Source organism: Ectopseudomonas guguanensis, assembly GCF_900104265.1.
Classification (GTDB): Bacteria; Pseudomonadota; Gammaproteobacteria; order Pseudomonadales; family Pseudomonadaceae; genus Aquipseudomonas; species Aquipseudomonas guguanensis.
Map to the genome: position 1 here is coordinate 203,986 of NZ_FNJJ01000011.1, position 22,352 is coordinate 226,337.

Here is a 22,352-nt window from a genome sequence, read left to right on the forward strand (position 1 = left end):
CGGCTTGTTATTGTTGGCCCAGATCGGCGCCAGTCGAGGCGGCGAGGTGAACGCCGCCCTGCCCCACCAGGATCAGGTTGCCGTTATCCAGTGCAGTTACCCCGGCCAGCGAAAGGCGGTCGGGACGATTGTTCAGGGTAAAGGTCTGGCCGTGATCGTTGCTGCGCAGCACGGTGCCGCCGTGGCCGACCACCGCAACGCTGCCATCGCGCAGCAGGGTGCCATCGGCCAGGCCGAACTCCAGCGGGCCATTGTTAGGCGTGTTGAGACTGATCTGCTGCCAGCTGTCACCGAAGTCGGTGGAGCGGAACAGGTGACCACGCAGGCCGTAGACGAGCAGCGTGCCGGCTTCGTCGGTGCCCAGTGCGCCGAACAGCGAGCCCTCGTAGGGCTTGTCCTCGACGGTCTCCCAGGTCTCGCCCCAGTCACGCGAACGGAACATGCCGCCCAGCTCGCCGACGATGAACAGACCGGTATCCTTCACCGCGGTGATGGCGTTGAGGTGATAGGCGTCCTCGTTGTCGAGACGATCACTGACGTCTTCCCAGTTCTGGCCGCCATCGGTGGTTTCCAGCAATGCGCCATAGGCGCCCACGGCGTAGCCGGTTTCGAGATCCTTGAACCAGACGTCGAGCAGCGGCGCTTCGCGCTCCAGGTCTTCGTATTGCTTGGTCCAGGTCAGGCCGCCATCGGTGGTGGCAAGAATCTGCGCGTCGTGACCGACCACCCAGCCATGCTGGGCGTCGACGAAAAACAGCGACGTCAGCATCTGCCGGGTCGGAACCTTCGCCTGCTGCCAGCTTTGCCCCTGGTCGTTGGAATAGAGAATGTGGCCACGGTCGCCGACGGCAACCAGACGCTCGCCGGTATTGACCACATCGAGCAGCAGGCTGTGTACGGCCTTGGGCGACTCGATGGCGTAGACGGCATCGGCTGCAGCCGAGGTTTCGGCCTGCAAGGGTGCGGCAGCGAAAGCCAGAATGGAAAGCACACTGCACAGCGAGAGCGCTTTAGCCAGCGGCGAATGGACACGGAGCGCCGATTTGCGCGCCTGCTTGGGCGCCAGACCGGACTGGGTGCGCCGCATGACGGGCTCACTCATATACCTTCCCCCTTTCTTGTTATAGGCGGTACTACTGATTCCGCCCATCCTAGCGAGCTTCGGAAAGCCCTGACAATTGGCGCGACGTTATGTTTTGTTAAGGCAAAACCCGCGTTATAGAAGCCTATTCGCCAAGCTGATACGAAAAGGCCGCTACTACTGTAGCGGCCTTCGCTTGAAGCTACACGACTATTATCGAGTGCCGCGGCGACGCAGGGCGGCCGGTTTGAAATAACCGTCGTCCGGAACCGCCTGGGTGAAGTCGATGGTGTTGCTCTCTTCGTTGTCCAGGTTCTGCACGTGGTAACGACGCGCCTGCAGGTCGTGGAACACGTCGAGCGCAGACCAGGTGGTCGGCAGGTCGTAGTAATTCTTCAGGTAGGCGATGGAAACGCGCCACAGCTCGCCACGGCCGTCGTACTGATCCACCACCGCCGCTTGCCAGCTGTCCTCGTCGAGGAACAGGGTGCGCTTGGAGTAGATGTGGCGGGCGCCGGACTTTAGCGTGCCCTCGACCACCCAGACGCGGTGCAGCTCGTTACGGGTCAGCGCCGGATTCAGGTGACCGACCTGCAGCAGATCCTTGTACTTAACGTCCGGGCTGGTGACCTTGTAGTTGTTGTACGGGATGTAGATTTCCTTCTTGCCCACCAGCTTCCAGTCATAGCGATCCGGAGCACCGTTGAACATATCGGTGTCGTCGGCGGTGCGCAGGCCGTCGGCGGCGGCGATCGGCGTGTCGTAGGCCAGGTTCGGCGCACGACGCACGCGGCGTTGGCCGGCGTTGTAGCCCCAGGCCTGACGCGGCTCCTTGACCTGATCCAGGGTCTCGTGAACCAGGGTCGCGCCACCGGCCAGACGCGCCGGGCTGGTGGTGAACGACAGGTAATAGAACATGATGTTGTTCAGGTCGGCGAAGGAGCCGTTCTGCAGGTAGTACTTGAACAGCGCTTCCTGCTGCGAGGTGACCAGCGAGTAGGAGCCGTTGCGCTGCACCGCCACTTCCGAGGCGCGACGCACGATGTAGGTGCCGCGGTAGCGGGCGATGTGGTTCCACAGCGCTTCGACGCCGTTCTGCGGAATCGGGAACGGAATGCCGCCGTAGGCGTTGGTGAAGCCGTTGCCGCCATCGACCAGCTTGGCGCTGGTGGCGTTCTTGATGGTGTTGTCATAGACCCACTGCGGCGCGGAGCCGGAGCGGCGGGTCTGGTACACCGGCATCTGATAGGTTTCCGGATACGCCTTGAACATGGCGATCTGACCCGGGGTCAGGTTGGCCTCGTACTGGCTCAGATTGGCCGCGGTGATGGTGAACAGCGGCTTGTCTTCCGGGAACGGGTTGACGTGGTGCTGGCCCGAGCGGGTGTAACCGGCCGGCGCCTGGGTGATGCCACCGGTCCAGGCCGGGATGGTGCCGGCGGCATTGCCGGCCTTCTCGGCGCCGAAGGGAGTCAGGGTATCGCCGAGTTTGGCGGCTTCCTGCGGGGAAACGCCGGCCAGTGCAGAACCGGCGGAAAACGCCAGTGCAACGGCTACGGCCATCAGCCTGTGCTTGTTCAGCATGGGTAATTCTCCGTGAAGAGTATTGCCGAGCGCCCGAGAGCGCCCGGCGTTTTTCTGATTATGGGTATTAGAAGGAGTACTTGACGTTCAGGCCGATGTTGTCGCGATCACGCGCACCATTGTTCTGGCCCGCGCCATAGAACTCGGTGTACTGGATCTCGGCTTCCAGGCTGTTCAGGTAGCTGGCGCGCATACCCAAGGTGTAGGCCTTGCGACCTTCGATGAAGTTGCCGGTCTGGTGCGAGTTGCCTTCGAAGTCATGCTTGAACACGGCGAACGGCGACAGGTTCACGCCAGCGTAGACATCGTTCCAGGTACCGGAGAGCACCAGGGTGTAGCCGTAGGCGTTCTTGTTGACCTGGTCGTCGCGGTCGTAGCCGGAAATGTAGGAGCCGTTACCACGACCGGCGTAGTAGCGAGTGCCGTTGCGAGAGTTGTACTGCAGGCTGTCGCCACGCAGATGTTCGGAAGCCAGCTCCGCAACACCGAACAGCGAATCGAAGCCCAGGCTCGGTCCGAAGTTGTAGATGGTACCCAGAGAGGTATTGAAGGCTTCGACACGGGTGTAGTTGTGGATCTGGTCGCCCAGTTGCACTTGCTGGCCACCGATGTTGACACGACCGCCACCTGCAAGCTGAGGCGCTTGGGTCAGCAGGTCACCGAGCAGGTCGTTGGTGGCGGCGATACCAATCGGCAGGTTCGGACGGTAGGCCAGCTCACCGAATACCGACGCGTTGCCGACGGTGGTGTTGAAACTGAAGCCGTACATGCGGATGTCTTCGGCGTATTCGCGGCGGGCGTTGACCTGGTTGGCAACATCGATGGTGGCGAGGCCGCCAGTCGCACTGGTTACAGCGCTAGTAAGAGCATTCGAATAGGCTGCCGCCAGCGCCGGGTTGAGAGCCGGGTTCGCGATTACGGCTTGTAACGTTGGGACCGACACGCCAGCCTGAGCAGCCACAGCTTGCTGTACCTGCGGAGTCAATGCCCCTTGCGCCTGCGCGGAAATGGCAGCCAGATCAAGCCCCTCGTAGGCTCCCAGATCCGCATAGATAGTCGGTTCTTTGGCATGGTAGTTGACGAAGTAGAAACCGAACTCTGTCGAGTTCAGCTCTTCGGCGATATAACGGAAAGCAACGCCAAATTGACCATCGTTCTTGGCATTGATGTCCGGACCGACGCTAGCCACCTTGATATTGCCGCTCGCATCGACGGTACGACCACCCTGCAAGCCACCAACCCCTGCAGCGCTTAACCCCGAGTAGAGGCCGCCCAGCGGAATCAGGGCACGCTGGGTCGAGTAAGCGGTATTGCCGCCGTCTGCGAACAAATCGGTCTCGGAGAAATAGGTACCTACCGGGTCAATGGCGGTTTCCTTCCAGTTCCACTGGTAGAACGCTTCCATGGACAGGTTGTCGGTCAGCCCGAGGTTGAAGCTCAGCGCCTCGACCGGCACCAGTACTTCCTTCACTTCGGAACCCGGCAAACGGAACTTGGCGGCATCCACCGGGTTGGTGGTGTTCACGCCGCCTCGGTAGAACAGGCCCTCGCCCCAGTTGAATACCTGCTTACCCAAACGACCGGAAACTGGCATATCGGCCACGTCCCAGTTGCCATAGACATAGGCATCGAGGATCTGCGCATCGCGACCAGCCTTGTGGCGGGTTTCACGGGTGAAGGTATTGTCCCGCGGAAAGCTCTGGCTCGGCTGCGCCGGAGAGTTGTTGTCCAGATAGTCGTTGCGCTTGTCCATGATCTGGGTGTCATAGAAAGCGGTGCCGCGAATGAAGACGCCGTAATTCTGGTAGGACGCCTCGAGGTCCGAGGTGATCTTGAACACTTCGGAAACCAGACCGGTATCGAAGCTACGGTTGCCGTCGTTGGTGTTGATGTCGTCGTTGGTCTTGTCCTGGCCCTGCACGCGCCACAGCTGGCCGTAGGAAACGGTGGTATCGAGGGAACCGGTGATTTCGTTGTCGGCGAAGCTGAACTCCACCGCTTGAGCCTGGGCGGCGACCAGCAACGGCAGAACGCCAGCGAACGCAAAGCCGGCCTTGGCCGGAGCAAAACGTAGAACGGGCTTGCGGGACTTAATTTCCATCGAGACTCACTCCGTGGACAGATCATTCTTTCGGGCGATCCCGTAACCGGATCGCGATATGCCGTACTGGCGACGGCTTCTGTTTTTATTTGCAGCGACGTGTTCCAACGACCAGCGAGCGCTCGCACGCGGTCAAATCCTGCTCGGCTTTGCAACCATGGTGCCAATTCAAACAGCTGTATCAGCGCAAACAGGCTTGGGAGAGCCATTGGCGGGTTTCTTTTCGTGACTGATCAGCCACTGACCAGTACGTCAGAAAAACTGGCGCATCTTGTCCTACGATCCGACGCTTTATGTCGCCCACCACAGGCCTTGCAGCGTCGCGGAGCAACGAAGATCGTCTCGCTGTCAAGCAGCGAAGCCCGAACTTAAGTGTGCAAGCGCATAAAGAATTGCTGGCATATTTCATTGGGTAACAAAAAAGTGTTACCAGCTAGAGACCGGTAACACTTTTCTGAACGAAAGCCGCCCTATCAAGCATCGAATCTGTAGGAGCGGCGCCTCGCCGCGAACCTGAAAAGCTTCGCCCCGGGGCGGGGCTCCTACGAAAGACGGTTGCGGGAGCCTTATCTGATCGGCATCAGTCTCAGGCCAGGCTCTTGCTCACTACCTCATAGACGTCGCTGGACAACTCGCCGGAGGCGAGAATGCGTTCCAGCTCGGCCTTCATCAGAACCTGCCGGGCAGGGCCGTACTTGCGCCAGCGGGTCAGCGGCGCCAGCAGGCGCGAGGCGATTTGCGGGTTGAGGGCGTTGAGGGTGATCACCTGATCGGCAAGAAAGCGGTAGCCCGCCCCGTCCGCGCGGTGAAAGTTGATCAGGTTCTGGTTGGCGAAGGCACCGATCAATGCGCGCACCTTGTTCGGGTTCTTCAGGGTGAAGGCTTCGTGCTGCATCAGCGCATGCACACGCTCCAGACCACCCGGCAGCGGGCAGCCGGCCTGCACGCTGAACCACTGATCCATCACCAGCGGATTGTCCTTGAAGAAGTCGGCGAACATGGCCAGGGCCTTGCCCTGCTCTTCCTGGAACGGCGAGTTGACCAGCACGGCCAGGGCCGCGAGACGCTCGGTCATGTTGTCGGCGTTCTCGAACTGCTCGACGCAGGCCGCCAGCACTTCGGTTTTCTCGCTGAGCATCAGATAGGACAGCGCGATGTTCTGCAGGCTGCGGCGGGCGAAGTGTGCCGCCTCGGCCACGTAAGGTGTGGCCTTGGAGACTTCACGGTTGGCCTGGTAGCGCGCCCACAGCGGGGCGAACAGCGCGCTAGCCAGCGCCTTGCGGGCGAACTCGCGTGCGGCGTGGATGGCTTCGACATCCGCCACTTCGCTGATCTCGGTCAGATACGCCTCGCCCGGCAACGAGAGCATCTCGGCGACCATCGCCTGATCCAGCGACTCGTCTTCCAGCAGGGTGCGCAAGGCAGTGACCAGGCGCTGATCCAGCACCAGAGCCTCGCCGCGCTGGTGCTGGCCGATCAGCTCCTGCAGCACCTGCACCGACAATTGCTGGCCCGCTTCCCAACGATTGAAGCCATCGCTGTCGTGCTGCATGAGGAACATCAGCTGATCGCGGTCATAGGGGAAGTGCAGCTTGACCGGCGCGCTGAAGCCGCGCAGCAGCGACGGCAGCGGCTTCTCGGCGACGCCTTCGAAGGTGAAGGTCTGCTCGGCCTCGGTCACCGACAATACGCGACTGGCGCCCTGCGCCGCGCTTTCGCCCTGCAGGCGCAGCGGCAGCTCGTTGCCCTGGGCATCGAGCAGGCCGAGTGCCACGGGAATCACGAACGGCAGCTTCTCGCTCTGCCCCGGCGTCGCCGGGCAGCTCTGGCGGAAGGTCAGGCTGTAGCTCTGCGCGGCGGCGTCATAAGCCTCGCTGACCTCCAGGCGCGGCGTGCCGGCCTGGGTGTACCAGCGCTTGAACTGGGTCAGGTCGATGCCACTGGCATCCTCCATGGCCTTGACGAAATCGTCGCAGGTCACGGCCTGGCCGTCGTGGCGCTCGAAGTACAGGTCCGAGCCCTTGCGGAACAGTTCCGGGCCGAGCAGGGTGTGGATCATGCGCAGCACTTCCGAACCCTTCTCGTAGATGGTCAGGGTGTAGAAGTTGGAGATTTCCATGTACGCGTCCGGGCGCACCGGATGGGCCATGGGGCCGGCGTCTTCGGCGAACTGGTGGGTGCGCAGGTAGGCCACGTCCTCGATGCGCTTGACGGTGCGCGAGTGGGTATCGGCAGAGAACTCGCTGTCGCGGAACACGGTGAAGCCTTCCTTGAGCGACAGCTGGAACCAGTCGCGGCAGGTCACGCGGTTGCCCGACCAATTGTGGAAATACTCGTGCGCCACCACCGCCTCGACGCGCTGGTGGGCGGCGTCGGTAGCGGTCTCGGCCTTGGCCAGCACGCAGCTGGAGTTGAAGATGTTGAGGCCCTTGTTCTCCATGGCGCCCATGTTGAAATCGTTGACCGCGACGATCATGAAGATGTCCAGATCGTACTCGCGGCCATAGACCTCCTCGTCCCACTTCATCGAGCGCTTCAGGCTGTCCATGGCGTGCTGCACCTTGTCGATGTTCTCCGGCTCGACATAGATGCGCAGCGCCACCTCGCGCTGGCTCATGGTGGTGAAGCTGTCTTCCACGCACCAGAGATCGCCGGCAACCAGGGCGAACAGATAGGCCGGCTTCTTGAACGGGTCCTCCCAGGTCGCCCAATGACGGCCGCCCTCCTCCGCGCCGCTGGCAATCGGGTTGCCGTTGGACAGCAGCACCGGGTACGCATGCTGCTCGGCGCTGACCGTGGTGGTGAACTTGCTCATCACGTCCGGGCGGTCGAGGTAGAAGGTGATCTTGCGAAAGCCCTCGGCCTCGCACTGGGTGCAGAACATCTTGCCGGACTTGTACAGGCCTTCCAGCGCGGTGTTGCTCTCCGGGTGGATGCGCACGCTGCTGTCGACCACGAAGCGCTCCTGAGTGGGCTGCAGGGTCAGGTGGCTGTCGGTCAGGGTGTAATCGCCCGCACCCAGCTCGCGGTCGTCGAGCTTGAGGTGCAACAGTTCAAGCTGCTGACCATCGAGCACCAGCTTGGGCAGGCCGACGCCAGCTTCGGGGTTACGCCGCATGACCAGCTGCGCATGCACCAGGCTGTGATCCTCGAACAGCTCGAAGGTCAGGTGGGTCTCGTCGATCAGGTAATCGGGAACCTGATAGTCCTTCAGATAAATGGTCTTGGATTGTTCGGTGCGCATGGCGAAGCCTCTTCGAGGCAGCTGCAAGCTTCAAGCCGCAAGCTGCAAGTGGTGGTCAGGCGGCAATCTCGTGGATGGCCAGCTGGTAGGCGGTGTATTTGCGGATATTGATCACGCCGGTGTCGAACATCAGGTACTGGCCCTTGATACCGAGCAGGGTACCCTCGGCCAGGGGCTGCTTGTCCAGATTGAAGCTGGTGATCTTGGCCGGATAGGCCGCGATGGGGTAACGAATTTCCAGCACTTCGGCTGCGCTCAGCGGCTGGACGGCCTGCAGGCCGAAACGCTGCTGCAACTCGGTGACGCCTGCTGCGCAGGCGGCGAACAGCTGCTCGCGGATCGCGATCAGGTCGACCGGCGCGGCGTCGCCCTTGAGCAGCGCACGCCAGTTGGTCTTGTCCGCCACCTGACTGCGCAGCAGATCCTCGACGAAGCCGGACTGCTGCCGGGTGGCCACACGCAGGATGGGCAGCGCCTGGGTCGCGCCCTGGTCGATCCAGCGCGTCGGCACCTGGCTGGCACGGGTGATACCCACCTTCACGCCGCTGGAGTTGGCCAGGTACACGACATGATCGGTCATGCAGAACTGCTCGCCCCAGCTCGGTTCGCGGCAGGTGCCCTGATCGAAATGGCACTTCTCCGGGCTCATGATGCAGATGTCGCATTGCGCCAGCTTCTGCATGCAGGGGTAGCAGTAGCCCTGGCTGAAGCTGGTCTTGGTTCTGCGCCCGCAGTGCGTGCAATGAATGGCGCCGAGGTATTCCAGGCGCAGGTGCTTGCCCACCAGCGGGTTGACCGGCACCTCCTCGTCGCCCAGGCGAAAGGCGTACTGCACCGGCGCATCCAGGTGCGCCTTCATCTTGCTCAGCGAGCCACGTCCAAGCTCAGCCATCAATGCAGGGTATCCGAAGACTTGAACAGCAGGTTGGGTACCGGCTCGGACTTGGACTTGCACTCCTGCGGGCCCATATAGCCGGTGCGCTCTTCTTCCGGCAGGTTCTGCATTTCCCAGGCGATCATCGCCTGCAGGCTCAGCTCCTTCTGCTCCTGGGTCAGCTTGCGGCCATCGGGCCATTTGCCGATTTCCACGGCCAGCTTGAGGCTCTCGTAGATTTCCGGGGTGATGTTTTCAATCGCTTCGAGAAAGGACGACATGAAGGTCTCCGTTGAATCGTAGGGCGGGTGAAACCCGCCGAAACGCTGAGATGGCGGGTTTCACCCGCCCTACAGGCCAAAATAGTCAGATTAAGCAGTTCGTCGAGCCAGCATACCGCCAAGCAGCCCGGTCAGGCAGCCGGCGAGCAGCCCGCCGACATGCGCGGCATTGGCGATGGCGCCGAATTGCAGCAGTTCGAAGATGCCGGTCATGCAGATCGCCAGCCAGGCCAGCATCATCACCAGCACACCGGGCGGCAGGCGATACGCCGGGTTCGGCGCCAGGCGCTGGTAGATCCAGCAATGCCCGAGCAGGCCATAGAGCACGCCGGACAGCCCCCCGAACAGCGAAGGTCCGGCCCACCAGTATTGGGCAAAATTCGAGGCGAGGCCGAACAGCAGGGTGAGGCCCAACAGGCCTATGGCGCCCTGGCGAAACTCGATACGCCGGCCCAGCTCCCAGTACCACAGACTGTTCATCGCCAGGTGCAGCCAGCCGAAGTGAATCAGCATCGGCGTGATCAGGCGCCACCACTGCCCGCTATCGAGCGTGGCATCCAGATAGGTCAGGTAGATGTGCTCGCCTTCGATACGAAAGTCGACGAAGCTCAGCCAGCGAATGGTGGAAAAATTCTCGCCCGCCAGGGTCACGGCGAAGACGATGAAGGTCGCCAGCAGCACCAGTACCGTGACCGGGCTGCGGCGCAATTGGGTGAAGAAGCTCTCCCGCGCAGGAGCAAGATTTACCGGCACTTCTGCGCTGGCATCGCCCTGCGGGTGACGCGCATAGAGCTCGCGCACCTGCTCGGCGAGTTCCTGCCCCGGCACCCAGAGCACCTGCTGCCCACCCTCTTCCGCCACTCGGTGCGGCACGCGCAGGCGCTGCAACAGGCCGACGAACCCGCTCAGGTCAGTCTCCAGCGGCAGGCGCAGTACTTCCACTGGTGTCATCGCGGCGCCTCCTGCGGGTCGACATCGACCCAGACGAACTTACCCGCGTCCAGACGCGTCTCCTGATCCAGGCGGTAAGCCACCAGACGACCGCCGACTACCGCGCTGTAGTCCAGGCAGGCCAGGTTCGCCCGAATCGGCGCCGGCTTGCCACGCCGCCAGTAGTGCCCGACGAACAGCAGCGGCTCGTGCGCGCCGTACTTGAGCAGCTCGTCCTTCTGCAGCTCGGTCAACGGCGTCTGCGCCGCCAGTTCCGGCAAGGCATCGGGCTGGAAGACGATATCGCCATAGGTCTTCGGGTCCTCCTCCCAGAACTTGGTGCGGAAATAGGAACGGGTGAAGCCGTCACCGCTGGTCAGGGTCAGGCCGTGCGGCAGGCGCATGTCGGTGCCGCGCAGCAGGCGATCGAGCGCCATGTTGGCGAAGCTGCCTGGCACGGCCGAGGCCTGCAGGAAGTGCTCGTCGATGCAGCCATCGGGGAACTGCGCCTTGAGCGGCGTGATCAGCTCGTCATCCCAGCAGGCATGCACCACGCGGAAACGTCCGGCATCGATGAACAGTGGCATCTCGTAGAACCAGCGGAGGAATTCGCGCCACTCCTGCGGATGGTCTTCGAACTGCGCCAATGTCTCGCGCATCAGGCGCTGATGGCGCGGGCTGTGCTCGCGCACGTACTGGCGGCCGCTGCCCGGCGGCGCCGGCGTGCTCCAGCCCAGTGCGTTGAACTCATGGTTGCCCATGATGCACAGCGCCTGACCGGCACGCACCATGTCGTGCACCAGATGCAGGGCCTCGCGAATGCCGGGACCGCGGTCGACCAGGTCTCCGAGGAAGATCACCATGCGCGTCGGATGGTGCCACACGCCACTGTGCCGGCTGTAACCCAGGCGTTCGAGCAGGCGTTCGAGGGTGCGCGCACAACCGTGGATATCACCGATCAGGTCATAGCCACGATGGGGGTCGAGGGACATTCAGTCCTGCCCTCCCAGGCGGCTGCCCCAACCGAGCTTGGTACGGCAGACCTCGTAGTAGTTGTGATCCAGCGGATGGATCAGGCGCAGCTTCTGCGCCTTCTTCGCCACGTGCAGGGTGTCGCCCGGCGCGCAGGTGAAGTGGTTCTGGCCGTCGCAGGACACCTGCGGGTAGATGGTCATGTCCGGCGACACCACCACCTTCAGCTCGCTGTTGCCGTCGACCACGATGGGCCGGCTGGACAGGGTGTGCGGGTACATCGGCACCACCACGATGGCATCGAGCTTGGGATGCATGATCGGCCCGCCGGCAGACAGCGCGTAGGCGGTCGAGCCGGTCGGCGTGGCGACGATCAGGCCATCGGCCTTCTGGCTGCAGACGAACTGGCCATCGATGTACAGCTCGAACTCGATCATCCGCGTCGACTTGCCGGGGTGCAGCACCACGTCGTTGAGCGCATCGCCCTGGCCGATGGCCTCACCCTGGCGGCGCACCTCGGCTTCCAGCAGGAAGCGGTTCTCGGTCAGGTACTGGCCTTCCAGCACCTGCGCCACCTTCAGTTCCAGTTCGTCGGGACGGATATCGGTGAGAAAGCCCAGGCTGCCGCGGTTGATCCCCAGCACCGGCACCTTGTGCCGCGCCAACGCACGCGCCGCACCGAGCATGCTGCCGTCGCCGCCAACGACGATCACCAGATCGCAAACCTCGCCGAGCATCTTGCGCGAGGAGGTCTGCAGGCCGTGGCCCGGCAGCAGATCGGCGATGGTGTCCTCGAGGATCACATGCAGGTGGCGGTCGATCAGAAAGCGCTTGAGGCGGCGCACGGTTTCCAGCACCCGCGTGCTACCCAGGCGCCCGATGATGCCGACATTGCGAAACTGCTCCATGGGACTCCCGCCAGACAGATAAGAAACGAAGGCTGATTATCGGCCAAAGGTCTGGGCCGCAGCAAACCAGCACTGTTACTGGGCTATGCTCGCGGTCATGACTGCTCCCAACTCGCTGCACGATCTACTGCTGAACTTGCGCACCCCGGCGGTACGCGACCTGGCCTGGGCACTGCTCTCGCCGCCCCTGCTGGGTGAGACCACGAAAATCCAGCGTCATCCCCTGCAAGCCAGTCGCTGGAGCCGGCAACCGCAGTGCCTGGCAGACTGGCTGATGCAGCAGGAGCGCGACGCCAGCGCCCTGTACGCCTGGCTGGCTGAAAGGCCGGTACGACGCCTAGGCCTCTACTACGAGCGCCTGTGGCAGTTCGCCCTGCACGCTGCACCGGATGTCGAAGTGGTCACCGCCAATCTGCCGATCCGTCACAACGGCCAGACACTGGGCGAACTGGATCTGCTGCTGCGCGACGACGAGGGCGAACACCATCTGGAGCTGGCGGTGAAGTTCTACCTGGGTACCGGCGGCAGCGAGGCCGCGGATTGGCTGGGCCCCGGCAGCCATGATCGACTCGACCTGAAGCTGAGCCATCTGGCACACCATCAACTGCCCCTGTCGTCACGACGCGAAGCACGCGGGAGCTTGAACGAGCTGCAATTGCGCGAGGCGCGCGCGGCCTTCTGGCTCGGCGGCTATCTGTTCTATCCCTGGCCCGATGGCTGTCCGTCGCCTCGTGGCGCCATGTCCGGGCACTGTCGCGGTGGCTGGCTGCATCGGCGCGACTGGGAGGCTTTCGCCGCGACGAGGCCGGATGCTCGCTGGCAACCGCTGCCCAGGTTGGCCTGGCTGGCGCCGGCGCGGATGAACGCAGACGAGGCCTGGTCTGTTGAAGCGTTCCGGCAATGGCTGAATACGCTGCTGCCCGAGGCGAATGCGCAATTGCTGGCGAGACTGGAGCAGGATCAGACGGGAGACTGGCGCGAGGTCGAACGGGTATTTCTGGTCAACGACCAGTGGCCGACGCACTCGTAGCCCTTGTGCGATCCGGAATGCATGCATCTGCAAACCCCGGATTTCATCCGGGCTACGCTTACCCCAAAGCCGGCGCTGCTCAACGACTGCGCTCGGTACGCCCACCGGAACGCGCCAGATACCCGGCCCCGCTTTCGCAAAGCAGCGCATCGCGTTGCACCGCCGGCAGGCCATCGAGCCCCTCACGCAGGGCGTAAACGCTGTAACCCAGTTGCGAGAGCAGGAACACCGCGCTGCTGCTGCGCTTGCCGCTGTCGCAGTAGCACAGATAGGTGCGTGACCGATCCAGCAGACGCGCCTTCAGGCGCAGCAGCTGCAACGGCATGTGCAGGGCCTGCGGCGCATGCGCCTTCTCGTACTCCTCCAGCAGCCGAACATCGAGCCACTGCGCGCCCTGCGCCAGCAACCTGGCGGCCTCGCCCAGCGATACCTCGGCCACCACGGGCGCCTTGAGCAGGGCGAAGAAATCCTGACGATCCAGGCGCAGTACGCTGCCAGCCTCGACCATGGTCACCGTGGCATTGCGTGGCCGGTCGGCAAGCAGCGCCTCCTCACCGAAACAGGCGCCCACGTCCAGTTCCGCCAGCACCTGACGATCACTGCCGGCACTGCGGATCACCTCGGCGCGACCGCTTTCCAGGAAATAGCAGCAATCGCCACTGGCGCCCTCCTCCAGTACCTGACTGCCAGCCGCAAGCTCGACCCGCTGCAGGCGAGCGAGCATGCTCTGCACATTGGCCGGCGGCACCTTGGCGAACAGCGGGTTCTCCAGCAATCGCTCCAGCCACTCGATATCGGCTCCGCCCTGCTGCAGCGCCAGCAACAGGTCCTGATGCGCCAGGCGCCAGGTCAACAGGCGATCGAGGGTGGCACTGTCGATCGTCAGCACGCTGGCATCGGTCAGGGCGCGCGCATCATGCAGACGCGGCAAGCCGGGCGACAGCGGATGACAGCTGATCTCGCTGCCGGCCCGCACCTGCTGGACACGCCCTTCGGCGTCCTGCAATTGCAGCTCACCGGCCAGCAGATAGCAGGTCAGTCGTGCCTGATCCCCCTGGCGAAACAGCAACTGCCCGGCCAGCAGGGGCTGCGGCACCAGTTGGCTGCGCAACTCGCGCCATTGCTGCTCGGAGAGCACGTTGAGCGGCGTCAGGCTGCGCAATTGTTCGGGAGTGAGGGGTTCGCTCATTGAGGTTTCCAGGCTCCGCTGGTCAGACCTGAGTGTAGTTGGCGTCTGCGCCCATCAGCGCCCGACGTCCCTGCAGGCCGCCAGTATGAATGAAGATCAGCCGGCTGCCGCGTGCTAATTGACCGCGCTCGCAGAAATCGCGCAGGGCCATGAGCGCCTTGCCGGTATACACGGGCTCCAGCGGCAGGTGGCCGATCTGTTCGGTTTGCAGGATGAACTGGCGCAGCGGCTCGTCGAGCCGGGCGAAACCGCCACGCGCCGCGTCGATCAAGCGATAGCGCCGCTGCGCCTCACCCGCCTCGTCCAGCAGCATGGCGACCTGTTCGGCGACGCCATGATCGCGCGGCACGGCCAGCGCTCCGAACACCCTGCGCCGTCCGTCTCCCAGCACCAGCCCGGCCAGGGTGGTGCCGGTCCCGGCAGCCAGCCACCAGGCATCGAAATCGTGCCAGCCGATTCTCGCAAGTTGCGCCTCGGCCATCGCCACCAGAGCGCTGCAACCTCGCGCCCCCTGCAGGCCCAGACCGCCTTCTCCTATAGCCTGAAAACCGCTGTAGCGGGCCAGCCAGGGCGTCCAGAAATCCGGCCGATGGCGCGCACGATAACCGCCATAGCCCAGCCAGTGCAGCGCCATGCCCATGTGCTGCAGATCATCGGTGGTCGGCGTGCGCCGAGCCTCGCCGCGCAGCAGGCCGACGGTGGCGAAGCCGAAACGCTGCCCGGCAGCGGCCAGCGCATGCAGGTGATTGGAGTGTGCGCCACCGAGGCTGATCACGCCCTGCGCGCCAGCTGCTGCGGCCTGCTCGAGGTAGGGCGCAAGCTTGAACCATTTGTTGCCGGACACCAGCGGGTCGACGAGATCGAGGCGCAGACAGGCAAGCTCGACGCCGGCTGCCTCGAGCCAGGGTAGCTCCAATACTTGCAGAGGCGCCTGAGGGCGCCAGTGGGCAATGCGGATCGGCAAAGTCAGCTGACGGTACGCAGACGACCGCTTGCCTTGTGCCGTGAACAGCAGTTCGAGTCACCCAGCGTGAAACGACTGGGCGTATCGATGCGGTCGATGGGGATGGCGCAGCGTTCGCCGCTGGGCAGGGTCGCCTCGCAGCTGGGCTGCTGGTAGTGCGCCAGCCAGTGACGGTACTGCTCCTCGGAAACGAAGCATTTGCTTGCGGCGTAAGCCATGGGGTTGTCCTGATAACGGGCAACGTCCTGCAACGGAATGGTCAGGTGTCCGGCACCGGGATGGTACACCACGAACACCACGCCGAGCTTGGCCAGCCGCTCCAGCACCTGATCGCCACCCTGGCTGGCGAAGGCATCGCGCTCACGCTTGAGGCGCTCGATCTCCGCCTGCAACTGCGTGTCCAGCTCGTTGCGATAGGCCAGCTCGACATCGCGCACGGCGATCTGCTCCTTGTACTCGGCCACGGCCGCGGCGACCTTGGCGCGCACCTCGCCGTCGAACTGCGCGCGCAGGATATCGCCCTCGGTACGCCCATGGCGCTCCAGGGCACGCAGTTGCTGGGTCATTTCCTCGCGGCTGCTCTGGAAGCTCTCGGCCTGGGCCGCCAGTTGCGCCTTGAGACTGGCGTTGAGCTCCTCCTGCTGGCGCAGCGCCTGATGCAGGCCGTGCAACTGCGCCTGCAGGTGCTTGCTCTGCTCCTCACTGGCCAGCTTGAGCTTGGCCACCTCTTCCTCGTGCTGCTGGGTCAGGCTGGTGATGCGCAGGCGCTGCTGAATCAGCTGCGCGGTCTTGGCGCGGTGTTCCTGATCCATCTTCTGCGCCAGCTGGTCGGCCACTTCCTTGGCCGGATCGGGGGCGTACCATTTGTCTTCGGAGGCCACCTGCAAACGCTCGGCAACCACCGCCTGGGCGCTATCGTCCTCGACCAGCAGCCCGAGCTGATTGCGCTTGACAGCATCGCGCAGCAGCACCAGATCGTTCTGCCCGGGCGCCAGGCTGGGGTCCCAGAGGTGCATCTGGTGCCAGGACACCGGGCACTGGCTGCGACAGGCCAGGCGTATCGGCCCTGCGCCGAGATCCGGGCCACGGCCTGCGCGCTCGGCCAGATGCTGCAAGGGAATGTTCCAGCCCTTATCGGGGCGACCGTCCTCGTCGAAGTCCAGAAAGAAGAACACCGCCGCCCTGACCAGCAGCCGTGGGTTGATCACCACGAATACCGCGCGCATCTGCTCGTCGGCGAACTCCGGCATGTTCACCACCCCGTCGAGCAGGGCTTCGAATTCTGGGAACATCATCTGTTTGCAGATACCGCGTTCACTGAAGAACATCACGGCTTCCACCATCTGCGGCTTGTTCTGCATGCTCATCGGGTTCCCTCTGGACCAACGCGGGTGGAATCTGCGCGCGCGAAAGGCGCCCGCAGCCCCTGCCGGAGCTGGCTGCGGGCACCTTCCTTGTTTCAGCCAAGTCTAGGGGAAAAACCCGCCGCAGCAATGTGACGGGTTTGGCAGTCACCGGTCGTCGAGCAGAGTGAGACGGACCGCAAAACGAAACTGTGATGAGTTTGGTATCGGCGCTCAGCCCTTGCCGGCCGCCAGGAAAGGCGCCAGGCGCTGCGCCATTTCCGCGCCGAGGGCCTGCAGCCCGCTCATCGGGCGCACCATGACCTCGAACTCGACGATCCGCCCCGACTCGTCGAAACGGATCATGTCGATGCCCTTGAGTTCGCGCTCGCCCACCCGCGCCGAGAACTCCAGCACGACATTGAGGCCGTCGGCCGAGGCTAGCTCCCGGTGATAGGCGAAATCCTCGAACACCTTGAGCACAGTATTGAGGATCAGATTGACCGTCTGCGCGCCCGGATAAGGCGTATGCGCCATGGGCGAGCGAAACACCGCCTGCGGGTGCAGCAACTCGGGCAAGGCGCTCAGGTCCCTGGCGGCGATGAACCGGTGCCAGCGCGCCAGGCTGGCGGCGGCGGATGGGTTGAGTTGAGCATCGAGCGACATGGGCTTCTCCTTGTTATTGTCAGCCACTAAGCAGACGCCCCGCTCAAGGCGGGGCGTCGGTTCGATCAGAGCTCGGCCGCCAGGCGCGAGCCCTGGTTGATCGCGCGTTTGGCATCGAGCTCGGCGGCGACATCCGCGCCACCGACCAGGTGCACACGCTGACCGGCGTTCTCCAGCCCTTGCTGCAACTCACGCAGCGGATCCTGGCCGGCGCAGACGATCACGGTGTCGACCGGCAGCACCTGCGGCTCGCCACCAGCGATGCGGATATGCAGGCCGGCATCGTCGATCTTCAGGTACTCGACGCTGTTGAGCATCTGCACGTTCTTGTTCTTCAGACCGGTGCGATGGATCCAGCCGGTGGTCTTGCCCAGACCATCGCCGACCTTGGACTTCTTGCGCTGCAGCAGGAACACCTGACGCGCCGCCGGATGTGGCTGCGCCTGCACGCCTGCCACACCGCCACGGGCCTCAAGCGCGGTGTCGATGCCCCACTCCTTCCAGAACTCGTCACGGTCGAGGCTGGTGGCCTTGCCCTGGTGGGTGATGAATTCGGAGACGTCGAAGCCGATGCCGCCGGCGCCGATCACCGCGACTTTCTGGCCGACCGGCTTGCGCTCGAGAATCGCATCCAGGTAGCCGATCACCTTGGCATGATCGATCCCCGGAATCTCCGGGGTACGCGGGGCGATACCGGTGGCCAGGATGATCTCGTCGAAACCACCCTTCACCAGATCGTCCACCGACACGCGGGTATTGAGACGCACGTCGACACCGGTGGTTTCCAGTTTGCGCTTGAAGTAGCGCAGGGTTTCATAGAACTCTTCCTTGCCCGGCACGCGCTTGGCCACGTTGAACTGGCCGCCGATCTCACCGGCCGCATCGAACAGGGTCACGCTGTGGCCACGCTCGGCGGCGACGGTGGAAGCCGCCAGCCCAGCCGGGCCGGCTCCGACCACGGCGATCTTCTTCACCGTGGTGGTGGGGATGTAGTTCAGCTCGGTCTCGTGGCAGGCGCGCGGGTTGACCAGGCAGCTGGTCAGCTTGCCGCCGAAGGTGTGGTCCAGGCAGGCCTGGTTGCAGCCGATGCAGGTGTTGATCTCGTCCGCGCGGCCTTCGGCGGCCTTGTTGACGAAGTCCGGGTCGGCGAGGAAGGGGCGCGCCATGGACACCATGTCGGCATCGCCCTCGGCCAGCACCTGCTCGGCCACTTCCGGGGTGTTGATGCGGTTGGTGGTGATCAGTGGAATCGACACCTCGCCCTTGAGCTTGGCGGTGACCTTGGTGAAGGCCGCGCGCGGCACCTTGGTGGCGATGGTCGGGATGCGCGCCTCGTGCCAGCCGATACCGGTGTTGATCAGAGTGGCGCCGGCCTGTTCGATGGCCTTGGCCAGCAGCACGATCTCGTCCCAGGTGCTGCCGCCTTCGACCAGATCGAGCATCGACAGGCGATAGATGATGATGAAGTTCGGCCCGACCGCCTCGCGCACGCGGCGCACGATCTCCACCGGCAGGCGCATGCGGTTCTCGTAGCTGCCGCCCCAGCGGTCGGTACGGTGGTTGGTGTGGGCCACCAGGAACTGGTTGATGAAGTAGCCTTCCGAGCCCATCACCTCGACGCCGTCGTAACCGGCCTGCTGGGCCAGCGCGGCGCAATTGACGAAGTCGGCGATCTGCTTCTCGATGCCCTCTTCATCCAGCTCGCGCGGCTTGAACGGGTTGATCGGCGCCTGGATGGCGCTGGGCGCCACGGACTTCGGGCTGTAGGCATAACGGCCTGCGTGGAGGATCTGCATGCAGATCTTGCCGCCGGCCTCATGCACGGCCTGGGTAACGATCTTGTGCTTCTCCGCCTCCTCGACCGTGCTCAGCTTGGCCGCGCCGGCGTACACGCCGCCCTCCTCGTTCGGGCCAATGCCGCCGGTGACCATCAGGCCAACGCCGCCACGCGCGCGCTCGGCGAAGTAGGCCGCCATGCGCTCGAAGCCGCCCGGCTTCTCTTCCAGGCCAGTATGCATGGAACCCATCAGGGTGCGGTTCTTCAGCGTGGTGAAACCGAGGTCGAGCGGGGCCAGCAGGTGCGGGTAACGAGCAGTCATGGAATTCTCCACATCGCGGTGCAGTTCACGGATTGCCGCGGTCTCATGGGCACGCGGTCGGTTATGCAGCCAGACGATAAAGAGGCTTCCAGTCAGTCTCAATGATCAAAACTGACAAGATAATGATCAAAAATAGCAAGATGACTTGGCAGCCCGGCCCTGCCGACCTAACCTGCACGCAAGGAAACCGAACGCCCTCGACATGCGCCGACTGATCACCCTCCTGTTCTCGTTCGCACTGCTGGCCGGCATCGCCAGCTACGCCCACTGGATCGAACAGCGTCCGGGCAGCCACTACCTGTCCGACCTGCGCAGCCAGGTCGCGCTCGATCTCGGCCAGCCTGGCCCGCACGGCAATCTGCTGGGCATCCAACCGGAGCTGTTCGCCGCCGACTACCAGAGCCTCGCGCGCCTGCGCCTGAAACTCGCCGCCTATCTGGATCACGCCCGTGACCAGGGCCTGCTCAACGAACGCACCATCGTCGTGCTGCCCGAGCACATCGGCACCTGGCTGCTGGCCGTGGGCGAGAAGCAGGAGCTCTATCGCGCCAGCGAGCGCCGCCAGGCCATGCACTGGCTGGCGGCGCGCAACCCCCTGGACTTTCTCGGTGCACTGCTGAATGCCGGGAGCGACGCGCGTCTGGACGACGCCCTGCTGCGCACCAAGGCAAGAACGATGGCGCGTGATTATCAGCAGCTGTTCGGCGACCTGGCCCGCGACTACCAGATCACCCTGGTGGCCGGCTCCATCGTCCTGCCCGAACCACGGGTGCAACTGGGACGCCTCGAAGTCGGCCGCGGGCCTCTGTACAACACCAGCCTGGTATTCGACCGGGCCGGCAACCCGCTGGGCCAGCCGCAACGCCAGGCCTTCGATGCCGGCGCACTGGCCAGCCAGGCAGCAGAGCGCCTGCAGGTAGTGGATACGCCCGCCGGGCGGCTCGCCGTACTGCTCGGTGGCGACATCAGCCAGTTGCCACAGACACATGGCCGGGACGGCGAAAACATGGAACTGCTGGCCATGCCCAGTGACCTGGACGGCCAGCCGGACGATGCCGGACTCGACGAGCGACTGCAGGCAGAGGGCATTCGCGCTGGGCTGAAAGTCCATCTGCGCGGCAGGCTGTGGGAGCGCAGCGGCCAGCTCCAGGCATTCGCGTTCCAGGCCGGCAGCAGCGAGCGAAGCGCCAGCGAACGCGGCGCGCAGCTGATCAATCTGTGGCTATGAAAACCTCTCGCGTTCGCCTCGGCGACCTCTCCGTCGGCTTCACCCAGGCCCTGGCAGATGCCTTGCGCGAACAGGGGGTGCGGCCCGAGCCGCTGCTCGAGCAGTTCGGCCTGGATACGGCCCGCCTGAGCGAGCCACGGGCGCGCCTGTCGATCCCGCGCTTCATGCGCCTTGGCCACAGCGCCATCGTCCTCAGCGGCAATCCGGCGCTGGGCCTGGACATGGGCCGTCACAGCCACTTGAGCCAGATTGGCCTGGCCGGCATCTGCGCCGCGCAAGCGCCTGATCTACGCGAGGCGGCGCGCACCCTGACCCGCTTCGAGCCGCTCTATGCCGCCAACTACCGCGGGCGCTCGGGCTTTCGCGAGGATGCCCGCGGCGCCTGGCTGCATTTCTATTCCATCAGCCCGTACAACGCCTACAACCGTTTCGTGGTGGATTCGGTGCTGGCCGGCTGGCAGAGCAACCTGGGCCAGGTGGTCGGCCGCCCCATCACTGCGGAAAAGGTGGAAATCGAGTTTCCCGCGCCGGACTATGGCGAGCGCTACGAGGCGCTGTTCGGCTGCCCAGTGGAGTTCACCGCCGGCGCCAACCGCCTGCGCCTGAACAGCGAAACCCTGGCGCTGCGCAATCGGCAGCACTGCCCGGGCACCTGGCGCCATCTACTGGAATTGTGTGAACGCGAACTGGAACAGCTGACCCGCACGCGCAGCCTGCGCGAGCGGGTGATCCAGCTGCTCGGCCCACTGCTGCACGGCCACGAGCCGGACCTCGAGGAGGTCGCGCGCAGCCTGCACCTGCCGAGCTGGACGCTGCGGCGCAAGCTGGCCGAGGAAGGCACGCAGTTTCGCACCATCCTCAACGACACCCGCCGCGACCTGGCCACGGCCTACATCCGCGACACCGAACTGGCCTTCGGCGAAATCGCCTACCTGCTCGGTTTCGCCTCGGCCGAGGCCTTTCAGCGCGCCTTCAAGCGCTGGCTCGGGCAAACGCCCGGCGACTATCGCCGCGCGCAGCGCAGGGCCGGCGGCGAGGCTCAAAGTTCGGTGGCGTCGTCTTCCACATCGGCATTGGACGCATCCTGAACCAGGGCGTCACGCTCGAGCAGCTCTTCCTGATAGTCATCCATCTGGCACCTCGCGGGGTCATCTCGTCAGTTTCATAGCAAGCTAGGTTGCCGGCATGAAGGCAAGATGACGAAAGGCCGCAGGCGGACGAACTGCCGAGCAAAGGTGACAGGCAATAAAAAGGCTCTTCGCATTCTCGCGGGGAAGATACGCTTGACACCGGACTGGCAATAACGTGTTCAGCTGTCGCTGACTTGGCACTATCCGTTAGCGTGTCGTCTGATCTGCTGGGTTTCGCCCCTTACGGGCGACTTACTTTCTTTGCTTGTGCAAAGAAAGTAAGCAAAGAAACACACCCCTGCATACGGCCCCGGCTGCGCCGGGGTTCCCTCGCTCCATCACCGTTCCAGGGGCACGCCGTGAAGGGCCATCCCTGGCCCATCACGACTCTCGCGGCATCCATGCCGCTCAACCCCTTCCACGGTGATTCCACTCGGCCTCCTGAAGGGGACTTGGGCGTCGTCTGTTCCATCGCAGTTGAAGAGCAAGGGCAAAGGCAAAAGCAAAGGCAAAGGTCAGACGCCGCCAATTTCAACTTCGCAAAGATTATGCAAGCTCGCGCCTCGGTCCCGTCAGGAGGCCGAAACGTAGCGCAGCGGAGTAACAAGCCGCAGGCAGACCCGAAGGGTGAGCGCAGCGAATCAAGGTGTGGCGCCCGTAAGGGGCGCAACCCAAACGCTCAGTACACTCGGTAATGGATAGTGCTAAGTCAGCAAGCGATACGCAAA

17 protein-coding genes are annotated in these 22,352 nt (G+C 63.9%); 3 read left to right on the plus strand and 14 right to left on the minus strand.

Annotated features, from left to right (window positions below):
* Positions 1-7: 7 nt before the first annotated feature.
* From BLS61_RS16945 to BLS61_RS16985, 9 genes are all read right to left on the minus strand, one after another.
* The gene (locus BLS61_RS16945) at positions 8-1,102 is read right to left on the minus strand and encodes a WD40/YVTN/BNR-like repeat-containing protein (RefSeq protein WP_394328152.1); all 1,095 of its coding nucleotides are present in this window, start codon (positions 1,100-1,102) and stop codon (positions 8-10) included.
* 192 nt (positions 1,103-1,294) lie between these two features.
* A complete protein-coding gene (locus BLS61_RS16950; protein ID WP_090432821.1) occupies positions 1,295-2,665 on the minus strand; it encodes a DUF1329 domain-containing protein in 1,371 nt (456 codons plus the stop codon).
* A 67-nt stretch (positions 2,666-2,732) separates the two neighbouring features.
* A complete protein-coding gene (locus BLS61_RS16955; RefSeq protein ID WP_090432823.1) occupies positions 2,733-4,766 on the minus strand; it encodes a DUF1302 domain-containing protein in 2,034 nt (677 codons plus the stop codon).
* A 586-nt stretch (positions 4,767-5,352) separates the two neighbouring features.
* A complete protein-coding gene (gene pepN / locus BLS61_RS16960; RefSeq protein WP_090432825.1) occupies positions 5,353-8,010 on the minus strand; it encodes an aminopeptidase N in 2,658 nt (885 codons plus the stop codon).
* A 55-nt stretch (positions 8,011-8,065) separates the two neighbouring features.
* Positions 8,066-8,902: a DUF2797 domain-containing protein gene (locus BLS61_RS16965; protein ID WP_090432827.1), complete on the minus strand. Its 837-nt coding sequence runs from the start codon at positions 8,900-8,902 to the stop codon at positions 8,066-8,068.
* Complete coding sequence (locus BLS61_RS16970; protein ID WP_090432829.1) at positions 8,902-9,165, minus strand: YeaC family protein; 264 nt, start codon at positions 9,163-9,165, stop codon at positions 8,902-8,904. The genes BLS61_RS16965 and BLS61_RS16970 overlap by 1 nt, the downstream gene beginning before the upstream one ends.
* Before the next feature lie 90 nt (positions 9,166-9,255).
* On the minus strand, positions 9,256-10,116 hold the full coding sequence (locus tag BLS61_RS16975; RefSeq protein WP_090432830.1) for a rhomboid family intramembrane serine protease: 861 nt from the start codon (positions 10,114-10,116) through the stop codon (positions 9,256-9,258).
* Positions 10,113-11,087 (minus strand): metallophosphoesterase, encoded by a 975-nt coding sequence (locus tag BLS61_RS16980; protein ID WP_090432832.1) that lies wholly within the window; start codon positions 11,085-11,087, stop codon positions 10,113-10,115. The genes BLS61_RS16975 and BLS61_RS16980 overlap by 4 nt, the downstream gene beginning before the upstream one ends.
* The gene (locus BLS61_RS16985; RefSeq protein WP_090432834.1) at positions 11,088-11,975 is read right to left on the minus strand and encodes an NAD(+) kinase; all 888 of its coding nucleotides are present in this window, start codon (positions 11,973-11,975) and stop codon (positions 11,088-11,090) included.
* Positions 11,976-12,072: 97 nt separating this feature from the next.
* Here BLS61_RS16985 and BLS61_RS16990 point away from each other — a divergent pair, with 97 nt between their 5' ends.
* Entirely contained in the window at positions 12,073-13,005 is a 933-nt protein-coding gene (locus BLS61_RS16990) for a DUF1853 family protein (RefSeq protein ID WP_090432858.1), read from the plus strand.
* Between the two features lie 79 nt (positions 13,006-13,084).
* Here BLS61_RS16990 and BLS61_RS16995 read toward each other — a convergent pair whose 3' ends face one another.
* From BLS61_RS16995 to BLS61_RS17015, 5 genes are all read right to left on the minus strand, one after another.
* Positions 13,085-14,194, minus strand: a complete 1,110-nt coding sequence (locus BLS61_RS16995; RefSeq protein WP_090432837.1) for a cyclic nucleotide-binding domain-containing protein — start codon at positions 14,192-14,194, stop codon at positions 13,085-13,087.
* A gap of 22 nt (positions 14,195-14,216) precedes the next feature.
* Entirely contained in the window at positions 14,217-15,158 is a 942-nt protein-coding gene (locus tag BLS61_RS17000) for a 1-aminocyclopropane-1-carboxylate deaminase/D-cysteine desulfhydrase (protein ID WP_167358746.1), read from the minus strand.
* Positions 15,159-15,160: 2 nt separating this feature from the next.
* Positions 15,161-16,525, minus strand: a complete 1,365-nt coding sequence (locus tag BLS61_RS17005) for a chromosome partitioning protein ParA (RefSeq protein WP_090432840.1) — start codon at positions 16,523-16,525, stop codon at positions 15,161-15,163.
* 210 nt (positions 16,526-16,735) lie between these two features.
* The gene (locus BLS61_RS17010; RefSeq protein ID WP_090432842.1) at positions 16,736-17,167 is read right to left on the minus strand and encodes a nuclear transport factor 2 family protein; all 432 of its coding nucleotides are present in this window, start codon (positions 17,165-17,167) and stop codon (positions 16,736-16,738) included.
* A gap of 65 nt (positions 17,168-17,232) precedes the next feature.
* The gene (locus BLS61_RS17015) at positions 17,233-19,266 is read right to left on the minus strand and encodes an NADPH-dependent 2,4-dienoyl-CoA reductase (RefSeq protein WP_090432844.1); all 2,034 of its coding nucleotides are present in this window, start codon (positions 19,264-19,266) and stop codon (positions 17,233-17,235) included.
* A 202-nt stretch (positions 19,267-19,468) separates the two neighbouring features.
* On the opposite strand from BLS61_RS17015, the gene BLS61_RS17020 reads away from it, so the two are divergent.
* Together BLS61_RS17020 and BLS61_RS17025 are read left to right on the plus strand one after the other, a co-directional pair.
* The gene (locus BLS61_RS17020; RefSeq protein ID WP_090432846.1) at positions 19,469-20,494 is read left to right on the plus strand and encodes a carbon-nitrogen hydrolase family protein; all 1,026 of its coding nucleotides are present in this window, start codon (positions 19,469-19,471) and stop codon (positions 20,492-20,494) included.
* Positions 20,491-21,582, plus strand: coding sequence for an AraC family transcriptional regulator (locus BLS61_RS17025; RefSeq protein ID WP_090432848.1), 1,092 nt, complete (start codon positions 20,491-20,493; stop codon positions 21,580-21,582). The genes BLS61_RS17020 and BLS61_RS17025 overlap by 4 nt, the downstream gene beginning before the upstream one ends.
* Positions 21,583-22,352: the final 770 nt, after the last annotated feature.